This is a genomic window from Wolbachia endosymbiont (group B) of Melanostoma mellinum (genome assembly GCF_947251465.1).
In the GTDB taxonomy this organism is placed as follows: Bacteria; Pseudomonadota; Alphaproteobacteria; order Rickettsiales; family Anaplasmataceae; genus Wolbachia.
In genome coordinates this window covers 1,024,337-1,048,412 of record NZ_OX366366.1, presented here as the reverse complement: position 1 = coordinate 1,048,412, position 24,076 = coordinate 1,024,337, and the positions used below count along the sequence as shown (strand labels likewise).

Below are 24,076 nucleotides of genomic sequence, written 5' to 3'. Positions count from 1 at the left end.
AGTACCTATTTAGGAGTACCTTTCTTAGAATTCACGTGTTGAAGAATGATTTCTGCTAAACCTTTACTAATTCCAGGTACGTTTTGAATTTCAGCTAGAGAAGCTTTGCTTATGTTTTCTACCGAACCAAAATGAGACATGAGTGCCTTCTTTCTTTTACTGCCAACACCAGATATTTTACTTAATTGTGAAGCAAAAAACTGTTTATCGCGTTTTTTTCTATGCGAAGTTATCGCAAAACGGTGAGCTTCATTACGCAGCAATTGTAAATAAAGCATGACCTTGCTGTCACTTGCTAGAGTAAATTCTTCTCTGCTCGGCACATAAAATCTTTCATTTCCTGCATTACGATCATGACCTTTTGCCATACAAGCAAAAGGAACTTTTATATTCAATATTTCCAATACATTCTGCACTATGGAAACATGTCCTGGACCGCCATCAATCAGTAAAAAATCAGGGATTATATCTTTTATATTGCCAGAGAAACGTCTAGTCAGCACTTCTCTCATCATTTTATAGTCATCACCTGAAATTTCTTCTTTTATAGTAAATTTTTTGTATTCACTTTTTAAAAAACCTTCCTGCCCTGCAACAATCATCACACCAATCTGTTGATTTCCAGATATATGGCTATTGTCATAAACTTCGATACGCTTTGGAATATTTGGTAACAAGAAAATCTTCCTAAGCTCTTCGAGCTTTTCTAGGTTATTTCTATAATCAGTAAGCTTCTGCTCTAGGCTATGCTTAGAATTATTGTAAATAAAATTCAACAAATCACGCTCTTTACTATTTTTCGCATACAAAACTTTTATTGATTTTTGAGTAAGAGCATAAAGTGCTTGTTCTATAATTTCCTTATCCTTAATAAAATCGGGAACGTAAATTTGTGCTGGTGGTGTATTAACTGGATTATACAAATTGACCAAAAAGGTGGATAAAATTTCATTATTTGGATGATCACTACAATTCTCAATGAAGTAAGGAATGCTTCCATAGTTACCTTTATCTCTGAAAGATAGTACACCAATGCATGCTAAGTCTGCCTCAAGTACAATGCTGAAGAAATCTGCATCTTCTTCAAAAGAAAAATCCATTGGCTGCATTTGAATTTGCTGAAGAAATTTCAATCGATCTCTATAGACAGCAGCAAGCTCGTAGTTCATCTCCCTACTGCACTTTTCCATTGTAGAAAATAGCTGTCTTTGCACTTCTTTATTCCTTCCTAGCAGAGTATCTTGTGCTTGTTTTACTGATTTGCAGTAATCATCTTTTGTAATTTTATCTACGCATGGTGCTGAACAGCGCTTAACTTGATACTCAAGACATGGTCTTTTTGTTGAAGAGAAATATTGATCTGAACATACTCTTAAGAGAAAAGCTTTTTGCAATGATAATATAGTGTTCTTAACAGCAGCGGCAGATGGAAAAGGGCCGTAGTAATGAAACTCATTCTTCTTAAACTTACCTCTATATTTCGCTATTCTTGGATAATCATGCTTAGAAATTGTTATATAAGGATAAGATTTTCCATCCCTAAGCAAAATATTATAAGATGGTTTTAACGATTTTATTAACTGTGCTTCAAGAAGCAATGCTTCGATTTCATTCTCAGTGATGAATATTTCAACCTTAATAACCTGTGAGATCATTACTCTGATTCGTTCAGAAAGGTTTTCGAATTGAAGGTAGTCGGATAATCTTGACTTCAAGTTTTTTGCTTTACCAATGTATAAAACCTTACTCTTATCTCCAATCATCTTATAAACGCCACAGGATTGTGGAGATGATTTGATTTGTTCCTTATATTGCCTGAGCATTTATCAATTGTTTAACCTGTATAAGGTTAAACTCTGCTACTAAATGAAAGGTAGAAACAACATTTGCAAGCAAAGATAACCTGTTTATTCTAAGCTCATTAGAATCACAGTTAATCTTTACACTGTCCATAAATTGATTGATAAACGGAGCAAAACGAGCAAGTTCATCAAGCGCTGTATTAAAGTCGTTATTTTCTATCGCTTGTTTGATGTTTTTACAAGCAGCTATAGCACAATTTGATAGCGCAATCTCCTCATCTTCAATCAAAAACTTCTTACTGTAAGATGCATTATAAGTAGTGCCATCACTTTTTCTCACTTTGCTCATCATGTTACTGGCTCTTTTATAAGTGCTTAGAACCTGTTCACCTTCTTTTGTACTAAGATAACGATCCAATATCACAGTTTGCTTTTCCGCTTTCAGCAGATCATTAATATCGACTTTATATAGTATTGAATCTACAACATCTTGCCTTATATTTCTATTTTTTAAAATAATCTTGAACCTTTCTAAGCAGAATTTAAATACTAGTTCTAAAATTTGTTTTTCACTTGGCTTATCAACTGGAGTTATATTTTTATTCAATAGAAGCCTTGAACATAAAGATACTGACTTATCTATCAGCAATCTAATTGGAATATGCAAATTATTTTCAAGTATTGTTCTAATTATACCAATTGTCATTCTCCGCAAACCAAACTGATCATACGAACCAGAGATTTTCTCACCTGCTGCAATTAAGCCAACCAAACTATCCATTTTGTCTGCAATAGCTACAGCAATCGCAGTAGGAGATTTAGGACATTCTTGCTCCGATCCAATTGGCTTATAGTGCTCAGTTATAGCTTCTACTACTTCTTTATCTTCTTGAAAATAAGAAGCGTAGTATCCACTCATTACTCCTTGCAATCCCGGAAATTCTTTCACTATCAACGTTGCAAGATCTGCCTTTGCTAAATATGCAGCACGTTCAACTTTAATTAATGAAGCATGTGGAATAAATATCGCTATATACTTTGAAAGAGCGATAATACGCTTCACTTTTTCTTCTACGCTACCGAGCGAAGCATGAAATGAAATAGAGCTCAATTTTTTGACATAGTAATCTAGGTTTTCCTTCTTGTCTTGAGATATCAAAAACTGGGCATCAGCAAGACGTGCTTCTAATATTCTTTCATGACCTTTGACAACTTCATTATTGTTAACATTTACAACAGTAACAAAATGTGATATTTTCTGTCCATCACTTAAAGCAAGATACTTTTGCTGCGTATTAATTATACTAAGTATTACTTCCTTCGGTAATTCTGATGATTTTACTTTACCAAATAATACTATTGGCCACTCTATAAGCCCTGCCAATTCATTAAGTAAATAATCATTTTTTTCAAGTTGTAAGTTCTCCTCTTTTGTAAACTTATTAATCTGATCTAGTATAAATTGCTTTCTTTTGTCCAACTGGAGAATGACATTATTTTTTTCTAACAATTCAAAATAGTCTTTGGGTGTTTTAACAGTAAGTACTGCATCACCTGAGAGAAACCTATGACCATACGTCACGTTGCATGCTGTAACCCCTGCAAAAGATATAGGTATTATTTCGTCATTTAAAATACATAGAATATTTTTAATTGGCCTAACCCATCTCTCTTTTCTTTCACTCCATCTCATACTCTTTGGCCAATAAAAGTTTTTTAGCATTTCCTCCAGTTGATTTTTGAGAAACCCGTTGATGTTAAATAAGCAGCTTTCTCTCTTAATGAAGTAAAAATCTTCATCATTTACTTTGCGAATGAGTAAATCTTCTTCACCTTTCCGATTTTTTCTCAAAAAACCTTCGATAGCACTTTTCGGTGCATTAACTCTTGGTCCTTTAATCTCATTGTTAGAATCTTTTAGCTCCAAAGCACTTATACCATCAATAAAAAGAGCAATGCGACGTGCAGTCACATAAACTTCTATAGATGCAAATTTCACATTATTTTTACTAAAAGCATTAGTGATATAGCTCTTAACCTGAGCTGCAGATGAATTCTGCATTCTTGATGGAATTTCTTCTGAAAGACATTCAAACAATAATTGTGACAACATATTCTACTTTGCTCTATATAATTCACAGCATTTTTTTGTTAACTCTCTCACTCTACCAATATAGGCTGTACGTTCATTCACACCAAGCACACCTCTTGCATCAAGTAGATTAAGTAGATGGCTCGTTTTAATACATTGGTCATAAGCTGCTATCGGCAATTCTTTTTCAACAAGGAATTTACACAGTTTTTCTGTATCCTCAAACTGCTGTTGTACTACTTTAGTATCATAATAATCAAGTGCCAGGTAAGAAAACTCTCGCTCTCTTTGTTTAAAAATATCTCCATAAGTTGCACCGCTACCGTTCCACATTATGTCGTAAACATTATCTACACCCTGTATGCACATTGCTAAACGCTCTAACCCATATGCTACTTCACCAGGAATTATTCTGCAGTCAATACCTCCCACTTGCTGTATATAAGTAAGTTGTGTTACTTCCATTCCGTTGCATGTAACCTCCCAACCAAGACCGGATGCACCAACACTTGGGTTTTCCCAATCATCTTCAATAAACTTAATATCATATTCTTTTGTCGATACACCAAGAGCTTTTAAGCTATTTAAGTAAATATCTTGCAAATTGCTGCCAGATGGTTTTATTATAACTTGGTATTGATGATGCTGATATAAACGATTAGGGTTGTCGCCATAGCGTCCGTCTGCAGGTCTGATTACTGGCTGTAGATACGCAATTTTTGTTGATTTTTCGTCAATCGCTGACATGATTGTTGCGGGATGTAGTGTTCCAGCTCCAACTTCAGACGTATATGGATGAAGTATAGTACACCCTTCATCTGCCCAAAAATCTTGTAATCCCTTTATTATATCCTGTAGATTCACGCAAACTGTATATCTTTTAAACTGAATATATAAGCAAATAAGTACTATTCTATACTTATTTTTTTAATAGTGCCATGGAAATAGTCACTTAAGGCTATTGAACTTTCTTTTACATACTCAAATATGCTTTTATTTAAAACAATCGCATCATGCATAGTCAGATCGCAGAATATAAATGCAGTCAAGTACAATAAAATCACTGCATAAAACACATGAAAAATCCCTTCAAATGTGATTGATATTGCATTGTTATAACTAAGCTGTATCGTACTTATCGGCCATGGTTTTATTACTTCTACAATATTAAAAAATAAATAAGGTATTATAAAGAAAAAGAACAAATGCATAAGATCATTAAACCAAAATGGACATTGAAGTATTGCTTTACATATACTTAGATAGAATTTACTTACAATATAATAAATTGACATTATTGCCGGCATCGAAAGCGCAACAGTCAGCACCTGTCCTGATGCTATTTGTATTACTATATTCTCATCACTGCTAGCTGAAGGATCTTGAGTGTGAAAAATAGATATGCCAACTAATTGCAGCACTAACATAACTATTGCTAGCTTGGTAAAAATAGCAGCTACAACTATGCCTGAATTCGGCATTTTATATAGTATAAAATCACCTCCGTATGTAAGCATTAATATAATGTCGGTAATAAATAATATTAGAAAAGAAGACCAATAATGCTGCCAACCCGGTAAATATCCTACTCCTAAAAAAGAGCTTACTATTTTGGCAGGAAAAACCTTGCCTAGCACCTTACCCAAAAATTTAAAAAAAATCCCCATGTCCTAACTAACACTTGACTTATATTTTTCACAATACTGAATTGTAATGGACTTATCAATACACTTCTTGCATAGAAAAAAGGCAAATAGTTAAAAACGATCTAAATTTACCAATAACCGTTATCCCTTCTTTCTTCATATTAGTGCCTCTATCCCAGTGCTCCTTTTCCTGTCATTCAAGTAGCCCCTTTGCGTCATTAGATCTCTTGCATAACTGGAATTCAAAAGTTGATGTCATTCCAGCTCATGACGCTGGAATCTAGTCTTTATTATGATTCAATTTGCGGTTAGTTTTTCTGGATCACAGTGTCACGCACTGTGATATGATGTCAGTATGTATAGCTAATTCAAAATATTAAAAAATTTACCAGGCGAAAAAAAAGGCAAAAGAATCCCCCAGTAGTGAGTTTTATAATTTAAATTGGCGTTGTAATAATGTGCTAACAAGCGCGATTTGGCTGAACGTAGAAAAAATAAAAAAAGCCGCTATAATTTTATGTAATCTGCCAATATATACCTGAGTTTTTTACTGAATTTTTGTTGTTAAATCTGCAGAGATTAAAAACAAGGATAAATACTCTTATTGATATGATAAGGAAAGTGGGAAGGTTTGTCAAGTCACTTCGGCCAGCTACCTACTTAGATGTTCCACACTGCTAAGTAGATACCAAATTTTTGCAACATCAAGTGCAGCATAGGTAAATATTGCACTTGCACCTGCACGTTTAAAACCAATTAAGGACTCATAAATCACTCTGTTATAATCCAGCCAGTCATTATTTGCTGCAGCTTTTATCATTGCGTATTCACCGCTTACTTGGTAAGCAAAAATCGGAAAATTAAACTTTTCACTTGCTGTTTTTATTACATCTAAGTATGGCATACCCGGCTTTATCATAATAAAATCTGCACCTTCATCTATATCCATTTCGATTTCGCAGATTGCTTCACGTGCATTTCTATAATCCATTTGATAACCACTTTTGTCGATGAAATTTGATGATGCGCACGAACCGACAACTTGCCTGAACGGCGCATAGAAGCTAGAACAGTACTTTACTGCATAGGACAATATTGACACATTCTGAAAGTTATTATCATCCAATGTTTTTCTTATTTTTCCTATCCTGCCATCCATCATATCAGAAGGAGCAACTATATCGCATCCTGCTTTTGCTAAAACAAGTGCTTGCTTACATAATGCTGACACAGTCTCGTCATTTTCTACATCTATCCTACTGCTTTTTAAAATGCCATCATGACCGTGAGTAGTGTATGGGTCTAGTGCAATGTCTGCAATAATGCCAATATCCGGTACATTTGATTTTACAGCACAAATTGCTTTACAGATTAAATTGTCAGGATTGTACGCTTCCTCGGCGTTTTCAGATTTTAGTTTACTATCAACTACAGGAAAAATTGCAACAGCATTAATCCCCGAGTCCTTAGCTTTCTGAATTATAGAAATTAATCCATCTATTGAATAACATTTGATATCAGGTAAGCCAGAAATTGGCTCAATTGTTTCTTCTCCGTCATGAACAAATAAGGGAAAAATCAAATCATTTACTGATAAAGTGCTTTCACTTGTTAAATTGCGAATCCACTTGCCTGAGCGCCTACGCCTTAACCTTGTATTTGGGAAATTAAACATTGGATCCAGGCAAATTCCCAGTAAAAAGCAACACTCCTGAAATGAGTATTACCCAAAGTACCGATATTGGCAAAAATACTTTCCAACCAAGACGCATTAATTGATCATAACGATAACGAGGTATTGTAGCTCTAATCCAAACAAATATAAACAAAAGTACAACTATCTTCAAAACAAACCAGATTAAACTAGGAATTTTATACAGCAAACTAAGCTCTAATGGAGGATACCACCCTCCTAGAAAGAATATTGTCATCATAGCGCTTGCTAAAATCATATTTGCATATTCTCCCAAGAAAAAGAGAGCAAAAGGCATTGATGAATACTCGACGTTATACCCAGAGACGAGCTCTGCTTCAGCTTCTGGTAAGTCAAATGGGTGACGATTAGTTTCGGCAAGCAAAGAAATAAAAAATATTATTCCTATAGGAATTAGTAATAAATCAATCCAAAATGGCATATTATGTTTCGCTACCACCATCTCTCCAAGATTTAATGTGCCAGTTGTAATAACAACTGTAGCAACTATTAGACCTATTGAAACTTCATATGAAATCATTTGAGCAGCTGACCTTATAGCGCCAAGAAATGCATAATTAGAATTACTAGACCAGCCTGCAATAATAATGCCATATATTCCCAAAGAGGATATAGCTAGCACATAAAGCACTCCAACATTAATATTTGCTATTACCTTAGGGATTATTACCTGCTGTCCATTTTCTGTAATTATTTCAGCTCCAAATGGTATAACTGCCCAGGAAATTAATGCTAAAATAAAGGTGAGCATTGGAGCCATAATAAACAGTATGGTGTTTGCTCTAAATGGTATTATCGGCTCTTTAATTATCAATTTGATAGCATCTGCAAATGGCTGTAGTAGCCCAAATGGCCCTACTACACTTGGACCATGCCTTAGTTGAATTGCACCAATAACTTTACGCTCAAAGTACACTAAATATGCTACTGAAAGCAAAAGTGGAATAAGAAGAAAAAGAATATCAAATATCAAGTACATGCAACCCTAAATCAAAAAAATAGTTCATAATTGTGGCAATAAAAAATACAGCAAATGCTCTAGACACAAAAGACAATGTCCCTATTGAAATCAATAGGACAACACTTTTCTGTACAGCATTTAGCTTAATAGAATAGTAAAATGATATGCATATGAATGACACTAGTGACATCATAATTAAGATCATTGTAAGAGGCAAATAATTCCCTCTTCCCTCGGTAACTATAATAAATGTTATTGCCATCCATACATATCCTTCCGTAAATAGTGCAATAATATCATTGATAAAATCAACTAGCTTATAAACGAACTGTTTTTCTAATGTATTTTGTTCTTTACACAAAAATATAGAGTTTAATTTTCGTTGAAAATATACCAGAGTTATTAGTAATAATGGTGTTAGAATAAATAAAATATTAAGTAGAGTGTTCATAAAAATCCTTAGTACAATCTGCCATTATTTTTGAAGCGCGACTTATTGAGTCTGTCATATAAAAATTACACTTTTTTAGAGTGAAAGAGATATTACTTAATTTTATTTCATCACAGGTAATTGGTACCCATTTGTTTTTCACCACTTGGTCAGCATCTCTAAACTGTGGACCAATAGTGTATAATTTCTTCCTCACATCAAATAAATTATCGTATAGTAAGGAAAGGCCCAAATATTGGGATAAATTTTTTATAATCAACCAATCTTCCTTTGCTTCACCAGGAGGAAAAACAGCTAAATTTGTTCTCTGTACTCGCCCTTCAGTATTTACATAAGTTGCATATTTCTCTGTGTAAGCAGCTCCAGGTAGAATAACATCTGCTATGTGTGCTCCACTATCACCATGATGACCTTGATAAATTACAAATGTACTTTCTAACTTTGATATATCAATTTCATCTGCGCCAAGAAGATAGACTACTTCTATCTCACCACTTTCTGCCTGTTTTAGCATCTGATTAATGTCTTTTCCACCTTTGCTAGGAACGAATCCAATATCGAGTCCACCAACCCTTGCTGCAGCCTTATGCAGTACGTTAAAGCCATTCCAGTCATCTCTGATCATGTTAAATTTTTCTGCAATTTTGCCAGCTAGAGCTAAAACTGATTCAGAATCATCTCTTATTAATGCATCTTGACCGATAATTAGCATAGGGTTCTGAGCCGCACTCAGTAACTCGCAGAATTTGTGATTTCCCTCTTCTATTTCTTTTAGAACGTTTGGACCATCACCTAATCTTTCAACATTATATAGATATTCAAGATTAGGACCAATATTTGCAATAGTGAAATTACCTTGTAAATATCTCTTTCTCAATCTTGCGTTAATTATTGGTGCTTCTATCCTTGGATTCGTATTGATTAGCAAGCATAAATCTGCACTTTCTATACCTTGAATAGTGGTATTGAACACATAAGATCCACGATTACTTGATATAAGATTTGCACCATCTTGCCTGCAGTCTATATTCCCCGAACCAAGCTTCTGCATCACTTCTTTGAGTAGAAGCATAGACTCACAATCTGCTAAATCACCTGCAATTGCAGCTATTTTATTTGATTTTGTATTCTTTAATTTCTTTGCAGCAAAAGCCAATGCTTCATTCCAATCAACTGGAATTAATTTGCCCTCTTTTTTTATATAAGGTCGATCGAGGCGTTGTACTTTGAGTCCATCGTAAGCAAAACGAGTTTTGTCTGATATCCATTCTTCGTTCACTTCTTCATTGAGTCTTGGCAATATTCGCATAACTTCAGGACCACGACAATCAACTCTAATATTACTTCCCACAGCATCTAGCACATCTATAGTCTCACAATGTGATAGCTCCCATGGACGCGCTGTAAAGGAGTAAGGCTTTGAAGTTAAAGCCCCTACCGGGCAGAGATCTATGATATTTCCAGATAATTCAGAACTAATATGCCTTTTTATGTAAGTGCTAATCTCTACATTTTCTCCCCTTCCGATTCCTCCAAGTTCATTTGTACCTGCAACATCAGACAAAAATCTAACACATCGAGTACAATGAATGCATCTATTCATTGCAGTTCCAATCAGTGGACCAAAATGTTTTTTTGGCACAGCTCTTTTATGCTCATCAAGTCTGCTGGTTCCTTTCCCATAAGCCATCGTGATATCTTGCAAATCGCATTCACCACCTTGATCGCAAATTGGGCAATCAAGCGGGTGGTTAATTAGCAAAAACTCAAGCACACCTTCACGTGCTTTTTTAACCTTAGGGGTATCAGTGTGAATAACCATCCCTTCTGCAACTGGCATTGCACAAGAGGCTACTGGTTTTGGAGGTCCACCCTCCACTTCAACCAAACACATTCTACAGTTACCAGCAATTGCTAAACGCTCATGATAACAAAAACGTGGAATTTCAACGCCCACAACTTCACAAGCTTGAATTATAGTGAGCCCATGCTCTACTTCACATTCCTTAGAATTAATAGTAACTTTAACCACAACTATTATACAGCTTCCCACTTTATAGGATTGCCGCTCACCTCATCTTCAACCAGATTGCCGTTGTCATATTGAGCAGACATATAATTCATGCGCGAATCACGATCTATATATCTAACAGGTTTTACCGGTTTATCTTTATACATTTTTTGCTCGGCTTTCTTACGCTGAGTAGGGTTATTTTTACTAGCTGTCTTTGCTTTCCCACCTGCTGCCATATAAACTCCTAAAAACTTCTTATTTTATTTTAACACTTAAGTATACACCGTCAATGCTAAATAGCTTTAAAGTTTTAATAGTCCATCATTACAATCATCATTTGAACAAAATACTTTCTCTTGATGCTGCTCAAGTGTGTAACTTTAGAATCCCCAAAAAAGAAAATGTAAGTTACTTTGATGATATCATTTTCTACGTCTTATAAATAGACATTCATGTAGCCGTAAATTAAGCTATAAACTCAATACAAAGATCCTTAATTATTAATCTCATAGTACTTCTCAACCAACTTATTTAGCAACCTTACACCGAAACCTACTGCCCCTCTTGGAGAAATATCAGTGCCTTTTTCGTGCCAAGCAGTGCCTGCAATGTCTAAATGTGCCCAACAAGTGTCGTTTACAAAACGCTGTAGAAACTGTGCAGCCATTATACTATCTCCACCAGAACCTGCAGGAGCTATATTTTGCACATCAGCAATCGGCGAATCAATAATTTTGTTATAAGTTTCATTCATAGGAAAGCGCCATAATTTTTCATTTACTTCATTTCCTGCATCAATCAGATGATTTGCTAATTCATCGTTATTTGAAAAAAGACCAGCATATTCATTATTTCCAAGCGCAACCACTATAGCACCAGTTAAAGTTGCAAGATCAACCATAAATTTAGGTGAGAATCTGTCTTGCGTATACCACAAAGCATCTGCAAGTATGAGCCTTCCTTCTGCATCAGTGTTCAACACTTCTATCGTCTGTCCAGACATCGAAGTTACTACATCACTTGGTCTTTGAGCATTACCGTCCACTGCATTTTCTGCAAGTGCAACTACACCAACTGCATTTACCTTTGCTTTTCGTCCAGCTAGAGTACGCATCACCCCAACCACAGTAGCAGAACCCGCCATGTCATATTTCATTGACTCCATGCCACGCGAAGGCTTGAGTGACACTCCACCAGTGTCAAACGTTATACCCTTGCCTATAAAAGCTATTGGTTTTTGTTCTTGAGAAGCCCCATTCCATTTTATCACCACTAACTTTGGCTCTTTACTACTTCCTTGTGCTACTCCAAGCAGGGCTCCCATTTTTTTCTCTTCCATTTGCTTTTTATCAAGCACTTCAACCTCAAGACCAAGTTTAGTAAGTTCAGCTTTTATACGATTAGCGTAAGACTCTGGATATAAAATATTAGGTGGCTCAGTAGTAAAAGCACGTGCAAGAAAGATACCTTCACCTTCGTGTTTTAAACGCTCAAATGATTTTTCAATGCTACTTAACTGTTCATCTTTTACTAATAATGTAATTTCCTCTACTTCTGTAATTTTTTCATCCTTTTTAGTTTTATACTTATTAAACTTGAAACTGCGCAGAAATGCTCCATATGCAACATTTGCTGTACTGCCCTCGATTGAAATAGCTGCTCGCTTGATTCTTAATCTGCTTAGCTCACAATATATTTTACCACCAATATTTAATCCTTTGCTTTCATCCCATTCATCTCTCATTCCAAGACCAGCAACTATAATATTTTTTCCCTCTGATGAAGTAACGGAGAAAAATTCACCAAAACCTCCATTAAAACCACTAAATTTCTTGATGTTATCTATAGCTTGCTTATCTTGTAGAACATTAGTTATGAGCTTATCACCCTCAAACAAACCTACCACTAGCGTCTCAAAATCGGGTAAAGCTTTAGAAATTGTTATCTTCATCGTTGACATCTCCGTTGCAAATAATTGTAAGCTGCACATAAAATATAGTAAAAACATTAGTAAGATATTTTTCATATACATTTTAAGTACAATAGCGCTTAAGACTACTATGAACTCCCCTGATATGCAAGGGCTTTATCTTTTATCAGAAAATTTGTTATGCCCACCTAGGGTTATATTAAATGTGTAGGTCTTCATGGCCTGATTGTTATAAGTAAATGGTGCTATCAGAAGGCTTGCAAGTCCACTCTCAATAAGATTACCAAGAAGAAGATCATCACAGTTATCGCAATTATGATCAGCAAAAAACATTTGTGTTGTGAATTCTGGAAAATCTGGATGTTGGACCAAAAAGTTGATGTGTGGAGCCCTATCACCAATTTTACCTGGTACTATTGTAATAAAATTATAATAGCCAAGGTTATTTACTACAAATCTTCCTGATCCAGCAAAATTTGGATCAAGCTCCACATTTTCATCATAATAGCTCATGCCAATTGAGTCTGCGTGCCATATAGAAACCACAGCATTTTGTATCGGTAAGCAATTTACATCAGTAACTCTACCCACTACATTTATTAATTCTCCTGCTGCATTATTTGGAGAGCCAGGTTTTCTTCTTAAATTATTTGAAGAGTTAAAGCTTTTTGGCCTTGTTTCAAGATCATAAATCCCTGGAGTTTCAATACAATTAAGCAAAATAGGATCAGCTGCAAATAATGACAAATCGAATATAAACTGTACTAAAAACGCTAATAAGATATTTTTTACATTCATTTTGTTTATAGTGCTTTTATCAGAATTATAGCAACCTTTTTCTTTTATTAAAGACAAGACTTTCTTTGAAGCCTCCTTAGAATCACAACTATCCTTTCAGTGTATGAGTTTTAGGTTTTAGTACTGCATACACAACTGCACGGACTTCCAATTTAGAAATTGCAAATCAATCCAAACACGCAAGTGTAATGTTACCGCCACATGCTGTAGTGTTGACACTTACAACCTTTTCTATAGAAAAACGTTGCAGATAATTAGGACCACCAGCTTTTGGTCCGGTACCTGACAGTCCTCTACCGCCAAATGGTTGCATTCCAACTGCTGCACCTATTTGATTGCGATTGATGTATACATTTCCAACTGATATTTTCTTGCTTATTAAATCGATCTGACTTTGTACACGGCTTTGCAAAGAAAACGTAAGTCCATATCCTGTATTGTTTATATCACTTATAACTTCATTTAACTGCGACTTATTAAAACGTATGATATGTAAAATAGGCCCAAACACTTCTTGCTTTAATTGCGAAATTTTTTGTATCTCATAAATGTACGGAGGAAAGAAATAACCATTATAAGAATTTGTATCCATGGGTACCTTGGACAAAAGGTTTGAATCTTCATCCCTTGATATTTTTTCCGTATGTTTAGTGAGCATATCAATAGATGCTTTGTCAATTATTGGACCAATATCTGTGCTCAGTTGTATTGGGTCACCTATCTTTAGTTCTTGAGCTGCATTGCATATCATTTTTATTTGTTTTTCTGCTATATCTTCTTGAATAAATAGCACTCTGAGAGCAGAACAACGTTGACCGCCACTGCGAAATGCAGAAATTAAAACATCCTTAGTTACCTGCTCTAAAAGAGCAGAACTATCAACAATCATAGCATTTAATCCACCAGTCTCAGCGATAAGTGGCACAATAGGACCATCTCTACTAGCAAGCATTCGATTAATTATTTGAGCAGTTTGTGTTGAACCAGTAAAAGCTACACCGGAAATTCTATTATCTGGCACTAATGTTTTACCTAAATACCAACCATCCCCTGGAATAAGGTGTAGCACATTTTTTGGTATTCCAGCTTCGTGTAGTATCTTAACGGCTTCACAGGCAATAATCGGCGTTTGCTCTGCCGGTTTTGCCAGCACTGCATTACCTGCTGCAAGTGCAGCTGAAACCTGTCCAATGAAGATAGCGAGTGGAAAATTCCACGGTGATATGCATAAGAAAACTCCTCTGCCCTCAAAAAAGATAAAGTTATCTTCACCTGTTGGACCTGGCAATTTTTTCCAGTCATTCAGTTCGTTTTTTGCTATCATTGCATAATAACGCAAAAAGTCGATTGCCTCTCTTACTTCTGCTATTGCATCGGATAAAATTTTTCCTGCTTCCAAGATGAGAATGTAAACCAACTCTTTCATCCTTTCCTCAAGCAAATCTGCAGCTTTTTCAAGGCATTTAGCGCGCTCTTCTGCTGAAATATTCTGCCACTTAGTAAAAGCACTATGTGCTATTTCAAGAGCATTTAAAGCCTGAGCGCTTGTTGTACTTGACACTTCTCCAATTACATTTTCCAAATGTGCAGGATTCACTACTTCGATAAATTCAGCACTATCAAGTAGTGCCTTTCCATCAATTATTGGCCCAACTTGCCATTTCTTTTCACTAAATTTTTTTATATCATTTGCAAATTGCGAAACTGTAATTGAATCACTAATATCCATCCCCAAGGAGTTTTTTCTTTCCTCTCCAAAAATATCTTGTGGCAATGGAATGTTTTGATGAGGTTCATATTCTAAACTTTTAGCTTTTTCTAATGGATCCGAGACTAATTCTTCAATTTTAACGTTAGGATCATTTATTTGATTGACGAACGAACTATTAGCTCCATTTTCAAGAAGACGCTTAACAAGATATGGTAATAAATCACTACGTTTACCAACTGGTGCATATATACGACAGCTGATGCTTGTTGCAAGTTCTGACATTGCATAATCATATAAATCCTCACCCATTCCGTGTAAACGCTGAAACTCAAATCCAGGATGATCTTTGTCAGCAAGCTCTATTATAGTAGCAAAAGTATAGGCATTATGAGTTCCAAAGCATGGGTAAAAGTGATTTACTTTGCTTAAAAGCTTCTGTGCACACGCAAGGTAGCATACATCAGTATAGCTTTTTCTTGTAAATATTGAATAACCACTTAACCCTAGCTCTTGTGCACACTTGATTTCTGAGTCCCAATATGCACCTTTCACAAGCCTCACCATAATTTTATGCTTTGATCGGATAGCAACATCCTCAACAAAATCAAGCACAGATAAAGCACGTTTTTGATATGCTTGTACAGCCAAGCCAAGCCCTCCCCACTGAGAAAGTGACTCATCAAGACGCAGTTGCTCGAATAAAACTAATGACATCTCAAGTCTTTCTGATTCTTCTGCATCTATGCATAGTGAAATGTTGTATTTTTTTGCTTCACGACAGAGCTCTAAAACCCTAGTAAATATCTCACCAGCAATTCGGTCAAATTGACCAAATTCATAACGTGGGTGCAAAGCAGAAAGTTTTATTGAAATTCCATGGGATTTAAAACAATCATTCACTTCAGTAGTTGCACCTATAGCTTTTATTGAGTGCATGTATGAATCAAAACACTCTTCTGCATCTTCAGCTGTGTGAGCAGCTTCGCCAAGCATATCAAAAGAGTATAAAAACTTACTATTGTCATCTAGTTTTGCATATCTTAAAGCTTCTTCTATGGTTTCTCCAACAACAAAATGATTAGCAAGCATAGACATTGCTTGTTTTACTGCTTTGCGAATGATCGGTTCCCCTAAATTCTTAAGTAACTTAGAAATTGCGTAATAGAACTTCGAATCGCCTTCATTATCTCTCAATATACTGCTACCTATCATCAAGCTCCATGTGGAAGCATTAACAAACAATGAAGAGGAACGCCCCAAGTGTTTATTCCATTCTTGGTTGGTAATTTTATCTTTGATCAATTCGTCTATTGTGTAATCATCTGGTATTCTAAGTAGCGATTCAGCAAGGCACATCAATGCTATTCCTTCATCATTGGAAAGCGAATATTGCTGCATAAAGGAATCTACAATACTTAATTTATTGTGTTTGATTTTTTCAATAACTTGTTTTGCAATATTGTAAATTCTGTTTTTCGAATCAACCGAAAGTTCTACTTTTTCTACAAGATAACGTACACAGCTTTTTTCATCAGTACGATAAAATCCTTGTAAACGTTTTCTGAGTTCATTAGGTTCTTGTATAGAGCTAATCATAATTATCTATAAAACACCTTTACTATATGTAAGGTAAAATTATATCATAACTTCGCATAGAACAAATCATTATTTAAAAGGACCAGGGCTGGAGCTAAAAGAAGTCTAGTACTTACTTTTACTAAGTCGAAAGAAGTATGTAGCTTAACACTCCACCACTCATTAAGTATTTAATCTCAGTTGCGGTTTGTACACAGCATTTGAGTTGTATTGATTGCTTTGAATTATCCTGTCTTTTAATGATACATTCTAGATTTCCATTTGATACTATTTCACCTTTTATGCTTATTATCTCACTACCATCAAATATCTTTCTGGTTATTCCATTTTGGAATATAAGTGGAAGAACACCCATGCCGACCAAGTTGGACCTATGTATGCGTTCAAAACTTTCTGCAATCACAGCTTTAATTCCCAGTAATGCAGTACCCTTTGCTGCCCAATCCCTACTTGAACCTGTACCATATTCTTTTCCTGCAATGACAACTAATGGAACAGCTTCTCTTTTATATTGCATTGCTGCATCAAAAATTGACATAGTTTCTTGAGAAGGAATATGTTTTGTATAGCCACCCTCAGCGCTCACCATTTTATTTCTTATTCTGATATTAGCAAAGGTTCCACGCATCATTACGTTGTGGTTACCGCGGCGAGATCCATATGAATTGAAATCTTGCGGTTCAACTCCAAGACCTTTTAAATATATGCCTGCAGGACTATTTGAGGCAATATTTCCAGCAGGGGAAATGTGGTCGGTAGTGACGCTATCGCCAAACATCGCTAGTATTTGCGCATTCTTTATATCAACTATGTTGCTTCCATTGTTCTTAGTCGATAAATTATCAAAATAGGGAGGGTTTTGTATATAAGTGCTTTTCGCGTCCCAATCATAGATTTCACCTTTCTCACACTTTATCTTTTGCCAATGCTCATCACCAGAAAAAACATCCTTATACTTTTGTATGAACATTTCACGCGTCACAACACTTTTAACACAGCTCTCAACTTCATTATTTGTTGGCCATATATCTTTGAGATAGACATCATTTCCATTCTTATCTTTGCATATTGAATCTTTTGTCAAATCAATTTGCACAGTGCCTGCAAGTGCATATGCAACAATAAGTGGCGGAGATGCCAAGTAATTAGCTTTGACTAACGGATGAATTCTTCCTTCAAAGTTACGATTGCCAGACAAAACTGCAGCAACAGTTAAGTTTTTGTTTTTTATATCATCCTCTATATCCTTATTAAGTGGACCAGAATTTCCAATGCAAGTTGTGCAGCCATATCCAACTAGATTAAAACCCAAAGCATTTAGATCTACCTGCAATCCAGACTTTTCTAAATATTCTGTCACAACTTGTGACCCTGGAGCAAGAGAAGTTTTAACCCAAGGCTTTGATTTTAATCCAAGTTTAATTGCATTACGAGCTACAAGACCTGCAGCAATCATCACACTTGGATTTGAGGTGTTAGTGCAGCTTGTTATTGCTGCAATCACTACGCTGCCACTCTGGAGCTGATCGCCATAGATAGGTTCCAACGGAGGTCTGTTTGTCTCATTAATAGGAAAAGATGTAGAAAAAGATTCCGCTACTTCTGAAAGGAAAATCTTATCCTGTGGTCTTTTAGGACCAGCCATCACTGGCTTTACGCTTGATAAATCAAGCTCTAGTGTGTCAAAAAATGCTAACTCATTACTGCTACGCCACAATCCCTGCTCTTTTGAATAGACTTCAACTAATTTGATCAGCTCTTCTGGTCGCCCTGTTAAATGTAAATAATCGAGTGTTTTCTGATCAATTGGAAAAAACCCACAAGTTGCACCATACTCTGGGGCCATGTTAGCTATAGTGGCCCTGTCTGCTAGAGATAAATAATCTAAACCATCACCATAAAATTCTACAAATTTACCAACAACACCTTTTGTTCTTAGGATACTGGTAACCGTCAGCACTAAATCAGTCGCAGTTACTCCTTCCGGTAGTCTGCCAATTAATTTAAATCCAACTACTTCTGGAATCACCATACTAATTGGTTGACCAAGCATCACAGACTCAGCTTCTATGCCTCCAACACCCCAACCAAGGACTGATAACCCGTTAATCATTGTAGTGTGACTGTCAGTACCAACTAAAGTGTCAGGATATATGACCCCATCATTATTACACACAACTTGCGCTAAATACTCAAGGTTTACTTGATGGCAAATTCCAGTACCTGGTGGTACTACTCTAAAATTTGTGAAGGACGACTCTCCCCACTTTAAAAATTGATATCTCTCCAAATTTCTTTTTACTTCTAGCTCAACATTTTTACTGAATGCGGAAGTGCTTCCATAACTATCTACTTGAACAGAGTGATCGATCACAAGATCAACAGTTACAGATGGATTTATTTTGCTTGGGTTACCTCCGTTTTTCTTCACATAATTACGCATTGAAGCTAAGTCAACGACAGCAGGAACTCCTGTGAAATCCTGCATCAAAACCCTTGCTGGCTTGTAGCTAATTTCGTGATTAATGTGTTTCTTGACGCAATTTGCTAATATCTTTATGTCATCTAATTTAACGCTTACTCCATCTTCGTTGCGCAATAAATTTTCAAGCAATACCTTGAGTGAACAAGGCAATTTGGTTAAATTTACTCCTAAGAATTTACCAGCGTTACTTAGGTTAAAGTAGTTATATAACCTTCCATCAATATTTAAAGTCGTCTTTGCATTTAAAGAATTGTTCATCCTGTATTAGTTAAAATTGGAATTACTAGCGCTACTTTTTTGTTGTTGACTTTGCTGCTGATACATAGTTTCAAAATCTATAGGATCTAGCATAAGTGGAGGAAACCCACCACTACTTGTAGTTCTTGCAATTACTTCTCTTGCAAAAGGAAAAAGAAAAGTAGGCCCGCCAATAAACAAAGCTTGTCTTACTTCCTCTTCACTCAACTCTTTCAAATTTTCTATTGAAAAAATACCACAATACTTTATCTCACAAATGAAAGCTATACCATTTTTTATATCTTCATCTTTTACCGTCGCTTTGACTTCTATATGCAAAGTAATTTCATGAAAAGGTTTTTCTTCATTTATTCCTTCTTTGCTTTCCGTTCCTTCTAATTTTGCTGAATTAATATTAACCGTTACATTAATATCGGGAGCTTTACTAGAAGGAAGGAATGGCGAATTTGGATTCTCAAACGAAAGATCTTTGACATACTGACCATGAATTTTCATTTTGTGTTGTAACATTTCTTACTTCTCCTTTAATTAAGTTGAGATATTTAATACTTTCTTATATAATATATTCATTTATAAACGAATAGCAAACCTAACTATAGGCTAATATGCAAAACATATTTTTATCAATAATTAATAATATTTAGATACTTTATATACCAAGGGGTTAAGTTACCATGATAGAGCTTGTAATATATGCTTTACTAGCGGCGTTTATTTTTTCACGCTTATACAATTCTTTAGGAAGATCAGCCAGTCTCAACCTAAAAAAGCTAACAGTTGTATTGGATGCAAGTCAAAGTAAAGAGGATGTGGTAGAAAATATCGAAGATTATATTTATAGCAACGACAAAAGTTCAATAGAAGCTACTTATAAACAAATATTACAAAAAAACAGAGAGTTCTCTATTTCCAATTTTATAGAAGGTTCAAGCATAGCTTTTGAATTAATAATTAAATATTTTAACCAAGGGAATTTACCTCAATTAAAATCCCTTCTGGACAAAGATTTGTATAACAGCTTTGTGGATAAGATTAAGCATCGTAAAGAGATACACGAGTCTATAATTGTTTCTATCGTTTCACAAAAGATCTTAGAAATAAAGCTAGTAAAAAACGTAATATTTATTGCAGTATATTTCCTTTCAGAGCAAATTAACTTCGTTAAGAATAATGAAGGAGATATCATATCAGGTAGTATGTCTACTATTAACAAAGTTGAGGATGTATGGCAATTCAAAAAAAATATTAATTCATCAGATCCAACCTGGTTGCTTGTTTCCATTAACTACAAGAAGGCAAGTACCGATAAAAATTTAACAGCAAATGACAAGTAAGATTAGTTAAACCGATGGAAAGTAGGCTACGAGAAATAGTACTTGATACTGAAACTACAGGTCTTGACACTGAGTCTGGCCATCGAATTATTGAGATAGGATGTGTAGAACTAATTAACCGTATTCCAACAGGTAAAACATTTCATCGATATCTTAATCCAGAGAGAGATATACCTTACCACTCATTTAAGATTCATGGTATTAGTGAGGAGTTTTTGGAAGATAAGCCACTATTTTCAGATGTTGCACTTGAATTTCTTGACTTCATATCTAATGACATCTTGGTAATTCATAATGCTGAGTTTGATATTAAGTTCCTTAATATGGAGTTAAACAAGTTGAATGCCGGGTTAATTTCCTCAGATAGAGTGCTAGATACATTACCACTTGCAAGAAAAAAGTTTGTAGGATCACCTGCTTCTTTAAATGCATTATGCAAGCGTTTTGATATATCGCTAGAAGGTAGAGAGTTACACGGAGCATTAGTTGATGCTCAATTGCTTGCAAAGGTCTATGTTGAGCTTACAGGAGGATTGCAAACCTTTTTATTTAATAATGAATGTGCTCAGGACAATAACTCTACGTTTATTCAGCATAAAGTGCGTAATTTAGCTCGCAGAGAACATTCACCAAGTATTAAAGAAATTGATGAGCATAAGAAATTGTTAGATAAAATTAACAACCCACTTTGGAAGGAATATATTGAATCAATCAACTAATCAATATATGATTTAACTTTATTGGAAACGCTTTAATGATAAAGTTTATAAGGTTATTGTCTAGTTTGCTAATAACAGTAGCAGCTATCTTCTTAGGTTATTGTTATTTTACCAAGCAAGGCATATTTGTTTCACAAAATACAGAAATTAAGGTAGGTGGAGATTTTTCTTTGATCAATCAAGACGGACAAACAGTACGCAGTAGTGATTTTAAAAATAAGTATATGATGATTTTTTTCGGATTTTCCTCATGCAAAAGAATTTGCCCTATGAATCTCGGCATAATTTCAGAAACACTTGCAAAGTTAGATAAGAAAACTGACAATAAGCTACAAACATTTTTTATCACAGTTGATCCTGAGCGCGATAACACAGAAAGGCTTAAAGAATTTCAGCAGCAATTTGACCATAGAATACAAATGCTAACTGGTGAAAGACAAAAAATAGATGAAGTAGTTGCAAAGTATAAAGTATATGCAAGTAAAGTAGATGGAGAAGAGGAAATTAACCATTCTTCAATGATATACCTTATTAGCCCTGAAGGAAAATATGTCACACACTTTGTAGCTGATTTAAATTCAGATGAAAGTCAATCTGATAAGATTCTGGCTGAGATAAAAAAATATGTAAGCTGAACTAAAGAGCTTAGCTTACTTTAAATTTATGCTAACAGCTATTTTGATTAAACTAAGTCGTTTTTTTAATTTTTTCTAGGATCAACTCAGCAGCTTTTTGTTCAGCAATTTTCTTACTAGAAGCGCATGCAGAAACTTTGCCATAATTCTCTATGAAAATTGATATAGTAAACTCAGGATTGTGTGCTGGTCCAGTTTGTTTTACAAGTTCATACTCTGGTAAAGGTAATTTGTTTTTCTGAGTCCACTCTTGCAGTGAAGTTTTAGGATCTTGAGGAGGATCGAGGATGTCTTTAGCTAGCTTTTCCCAATGTCGGATAATAAATTTTTCAACACTCTCAAGTCCACCGTCAATATAAATTGCACCTATTAGTGCCTCAAGCGAATTTTCTAAATTTTTTAAGTTACATTTCCCTCCGTTGCAACGTTCACTATTATTAATGATAATAAAGTTACCTAACTCTATTTCTTTAGCAACATTAGCAATGGTACTACCACAAACTAAATCCGTTTTTCTTTTTGCCAATGCTCCTTCTTTTTCTTCAGGAAACATTTTAAACAGCATAGCAGATACAACCATGTTCAAAATACTATCGCCCAAAAACTCTAGCCTTTCGTAGCTTACGATCTGGTCTTCGCTATTCCTTTTATTTACGCTTGGATGGGTTAATGCCTCTTCTAATATTGCATGATCTGTAAATTGATAATTAATAACTTTAGATATTATATCGTTCAAAACTTTCATGTTCATCATTCAAAAGAAAAACGCTTTCTACCACCTTTATACCAGAGAATTAGTTTTATTTTATTAAAATAATACCACCACTTCCAAAATTAATGTATACAACCCACCGCTTCAGTAACGTTACTAAATCCATCCCTTCTTACTAGTTCCGCAAGCTCCAGGTTAATTTTGTTCACAACTTGATGCCCCTGGTATACAAGAGCAGTGTATAGCTGGACTAAAGAAGCTCCTGCCTTTATTTTTTCATATGCGTCAACACCACTTGAAACTCCCCCACATCCTATCAATAAAATTCTGCTCTTAGTAAGCTTGTACATATCACTCAATAACTCAGTTGAAAGTTGAAACAATGGTCTGCCACTCAACCCACCGCTCTCATTATAGTAAGAATCTCGACTTATCGTAGTGTTGCTTACTATTAAGCCGTCAATTTTATATTCTAGTGTAAGCTCAGCGATATTTTCTTTTGTTTGCTGATCTATATCTGGAGAAATTTTTAATATTATCGGTATGGATTCAGAGCTATCGATTGATTTTCGGGTTAGAGTGATAGATTTCAACAATTTGGATAATTCTTGTTTATTGTGCAAATTGCGCAAGTTAGGTGTGTTTGGAGATGAGATGTTCAGTACTATATAATTGCTCTTTCCATATACTATCTTTATTAAGTCAACATAATCGCTGATTTGGTCCTTTGATGTACTGTTTCTTCCTATATTTATACCAAAAATACAATCACCAAGTTTAGTTTCACTTATCTGTTTAAGAAAATAGTCTACTCCTTTATTATTAAATCCCAATCTATTAATTATTCCTTCATCTTTAATTAATCGAAAAATTCTCGGTTTTTTGTTTCCATATTGGGGATGTTTAGTTACAGTACCAGCCTCAATAAATCCAAAACCAAATGAGAGCATCGGCTTTACAACTTCCGCATTTTTATCAAAACCTGCAGCAAGACCTACAGGACTCCTAATTTTATTACCAAAAAAGTTTACATTTAAAGACTTAGGTAGTTCTATAGGTTTCCTACAGGGCATCTTTTTTAACGCCGTTATTACCAAGGAGTGAGCAATTTCAGGCGGCAGTAAAAACAATAAATTACGTAATATCATTTTGTAAAACACTTTGCTTATTTTTAGTTTATTTTTTACCATGCAACAAGAATAACTTAGAAAGCTTGAG

18 protein-coding genes are annotated in these 24,076 nt (G+C 35.0%); 3 read left to right on the top strand and 15 right to left on the bottom strand.

Translation table 11 applies throughout. The features are described 5' to 3' along the window. Nucleotides 1–5 precede the first annotated feature (5 nt). The 13 genes from uvrC to secB all read right to left on the bottom strand — a co-directional run bounded on the left by uvrC (nt 6) and on the right by secB (nt 19,968). Nucleotides 6–1,823 (bottom strand): excinuclease ABC subunit UvrC, encoded by a 1,818-nt coding sequence (uvrC, locus tag OPR42_RS04925; protein WP_265042021.1) that lies wholly within the window; start codon nt 1,821–1,823, stop codon nt 6–8. Further along, entirely contained in the window at nt 1,807–3,915 is a 2,109-nt protein-coding gene (glyS, locus tag OPR42_RS04920) for a glycine--tRNA ligase subunit beta (protein ID WP_265042019.1), read from the bottom strand. The genes uvrC and glyS overlap by 17 nt, the downstream gene beginning before the upstream one ends. A gap of 3 nt (nt 3,916–3,918) precedes the next feature. Further along, entirely contained in the window at nt 3,919–4,758 is an 840-nt protein-coding gene (locus tag OPR42_RS04915) for a glycine--tRNA ligase subunit alpha (RefSeq protein ID WP_264374578.1), read from the bottom strand. Nucleotides 4,759–4,802: 44 nt separating this feature from the next. Further along, complete coding sequence (locus tag OPR42_RS04910; RefSeq protein ID WP_265042017.1) at nt 4,803–5,561, bottom strand: phosphatidylglycerophosphatase; 759 nt, start codon at nt 5,559–5,561, stop codon at nt 4,803–4,805. Nucleotides 5,562–6,192: 631 nt separating this feature from the next. Then, nucleotides 6,193–7,215 (bottom strand): porphobilinogen synthase, encoded by a 1,023-nt coding sequence (gene hemB / locus OPR42_RS04905; protein WP_265042015.1) that lies wholly within the window; start codon nt 7,213–7,215, stop codon nt 6,193–6,195. Then, nucleotides 7,208–8,233 carry an NADH-quinone oxidoreductase subunit NuoH gene (nuoH, locus tag OPR42_RS04900; RefSeq protein ID WP_264682617.1) on the bottom strand — a complete coding sequence of 342 codons (1,026 nt, stop codon included), beginning with the start codon at nt 8,231–8,233 and terminating at the stop codon, nt 7,208–7,210. Before nuoH ends, hemB begins: the two co-directional genes overlap by 8 nt. A 416-nt stretch (nt 8,234–8,649) precedes the next feature. Beyond that, the gene (gene nuoG / locus OPR42_RS04895) at nt 8,650–10,698 is read right to left on the bottom strand and encodes an NADH-quinone oxidoreductase subunit NuoG (RefSeq protein ID WP_265042012.1); all 2,049 of its coding nucleotides are present in this window, start codon (nt 10,696–10,698) and stop codon (nt 8,650–8,652) included. A 5-nt stretch (nt 10,699–10,703) separates the two neighbouring features. Continuing rightward, nucleotides 10,704–10,916: a hypothetical protein gene (locus tag OPR42_RS04890; protein ID WP_006279675.1), complete on the bottom strand. Its 213-nt coding sequence runs from the start codon at nt 10,914–10,916 to the stop codon at nt 10,704–10,706. 257 nt (nt 10,917–11,173) lie between these two features. Continuing rightward, on the bottom strand, nt 11,174–12,670 hold the full coding sequence (locus OPR42_RS04885; RefSeq protein WP_265042370.1) for a leucyl aminopeptidase: 1,497 nt from the start codon (nt 12,668–12,670) through the stop codon (nt 11,174–11,176). A gap of 96 nt (nt 12,671–12,766) precedes the next feature. Further along, nucleotides 12,767–13,408 carry a protocatechuate 3,4-dioxygenase gene (locus OPR42_RS04880; RefSeq protein ID WP_265042010.1) on the bottom strand — a complete coding sequence of 214 codons (642 nt, stop codon included), beginning with the start codon at nt 13,406–13,408 and terminating at the stop codon, nt 12,767–12,769. Nucleotides 13,409–13,574: 166 nt separating this feature from the next. Further along, on the bottom strand, nt 13,575–16,715 hold the full coding sequence (gene putA / locus OPR42_RS04875) for a bifunctional proline dehydrogenase/L-glutamate gamma-semialdehyde dehydrogenase PutA (protein WP_265042008.1): 3,141 nt from the start codon (nt 16,713–16,715) through the stop codon (nt 13,575–13,577). 121 nt (nt 16,716–16,836) lie between these two features. After that, entirely contained in the window at nt 16,837–19,458 is a 2,622-nt protein-coding gene (gene acnA / locus OPR42_RS04870) for an aconitate hydratase AcnA (protein WP_010404371.1), read from the bottom strand. 6 nt (nt 19,459–19,464) lie between these two features. Next, the gene (gene secB, locus OPR42_RS04865; RefSeq protein ID WP_064085710.1) at nt 19,465–19,968 is read right to left on the bottom strand and encodes a protein-export chaperone SecB; all 504 of its coding nucleotides are present in this window, start codon (nt 19,966–19,968) and stop codon (nt 19,465–19,467) included. 164 nt (nt 19,969–20,132) lie between these two features. Here secB and OPR42_RS04860 point away from each other — a divergent pair, with 164 nt between their 5' ends. Genes OPR42_RS04860 through OPR42_RS04850 form a run of 3 tightly spaced genes read left to right on the top strand, consistent with a single transcriptional unit; the run spans nt 20,133 to nt 22,146 of the window. Continuing rightward, entirely contained in the window at nt 20,133–20,792 is a 660-nt protein-coding gene (locus tag OPR42_RS04860) for a Tim44/TimA family putative adaptor protein (RefSeq protein WP_010404363.1), read from the top strand. Between the two features lie 14 nt (nt 20,793–20,806). Then, nucleotides 20,807–21,511 carry a DNA polymerase III subunit epsilon gene (gene dnaQ / locus OPR42_RS04855; RefSeq protein WP_010404360.1) on the top strand — a complete coding sequence of 235 codons (705 nt, stop codon included), beginning with the start codon at nt 20,807–20,809 and terminating at the stop codon, nt 21,509–21,511. 35 nt (nt 21,512–21,546) lie between these two features. Next, complete coding sequence (locus OPR42_RS04850) at nt 21,547–22,146, top strand: SCO family protein (RefSeq protein WP_010404358.1); 600 nt, start codon at nt 21,547–21,549, stop codon at nt 22,144–22,146. 52 nt (nt 22,147–22,198) lie between these two features. On the opposite strand, the gene rnc is transcribed toward OPR42_RS04850, so the two are convergent. Beyond that, entirely contained in the window at nt 22,199–22,891 is a 693-nt protein-coding gene (gene rnc / locus OPR42_RS04845) for a ribonuclease III (protein ID WP_265042006.1), read from the bottom strand. Nucleotides 22,892–22,980: 89 nt separating this feature from the next. Next, entirely contained in the window at nt 22,981–24,048 is a 1,068-nt protein-coding gene (locus OPR42_RS04840; RefSeq protein ID WP_265042004.1) for a quinone-dependent dihydroorotate dehydrogenase, read from the bottom strand. Nucleotides 24,049–24,076 lie beyond the last annotated feature (28 nt).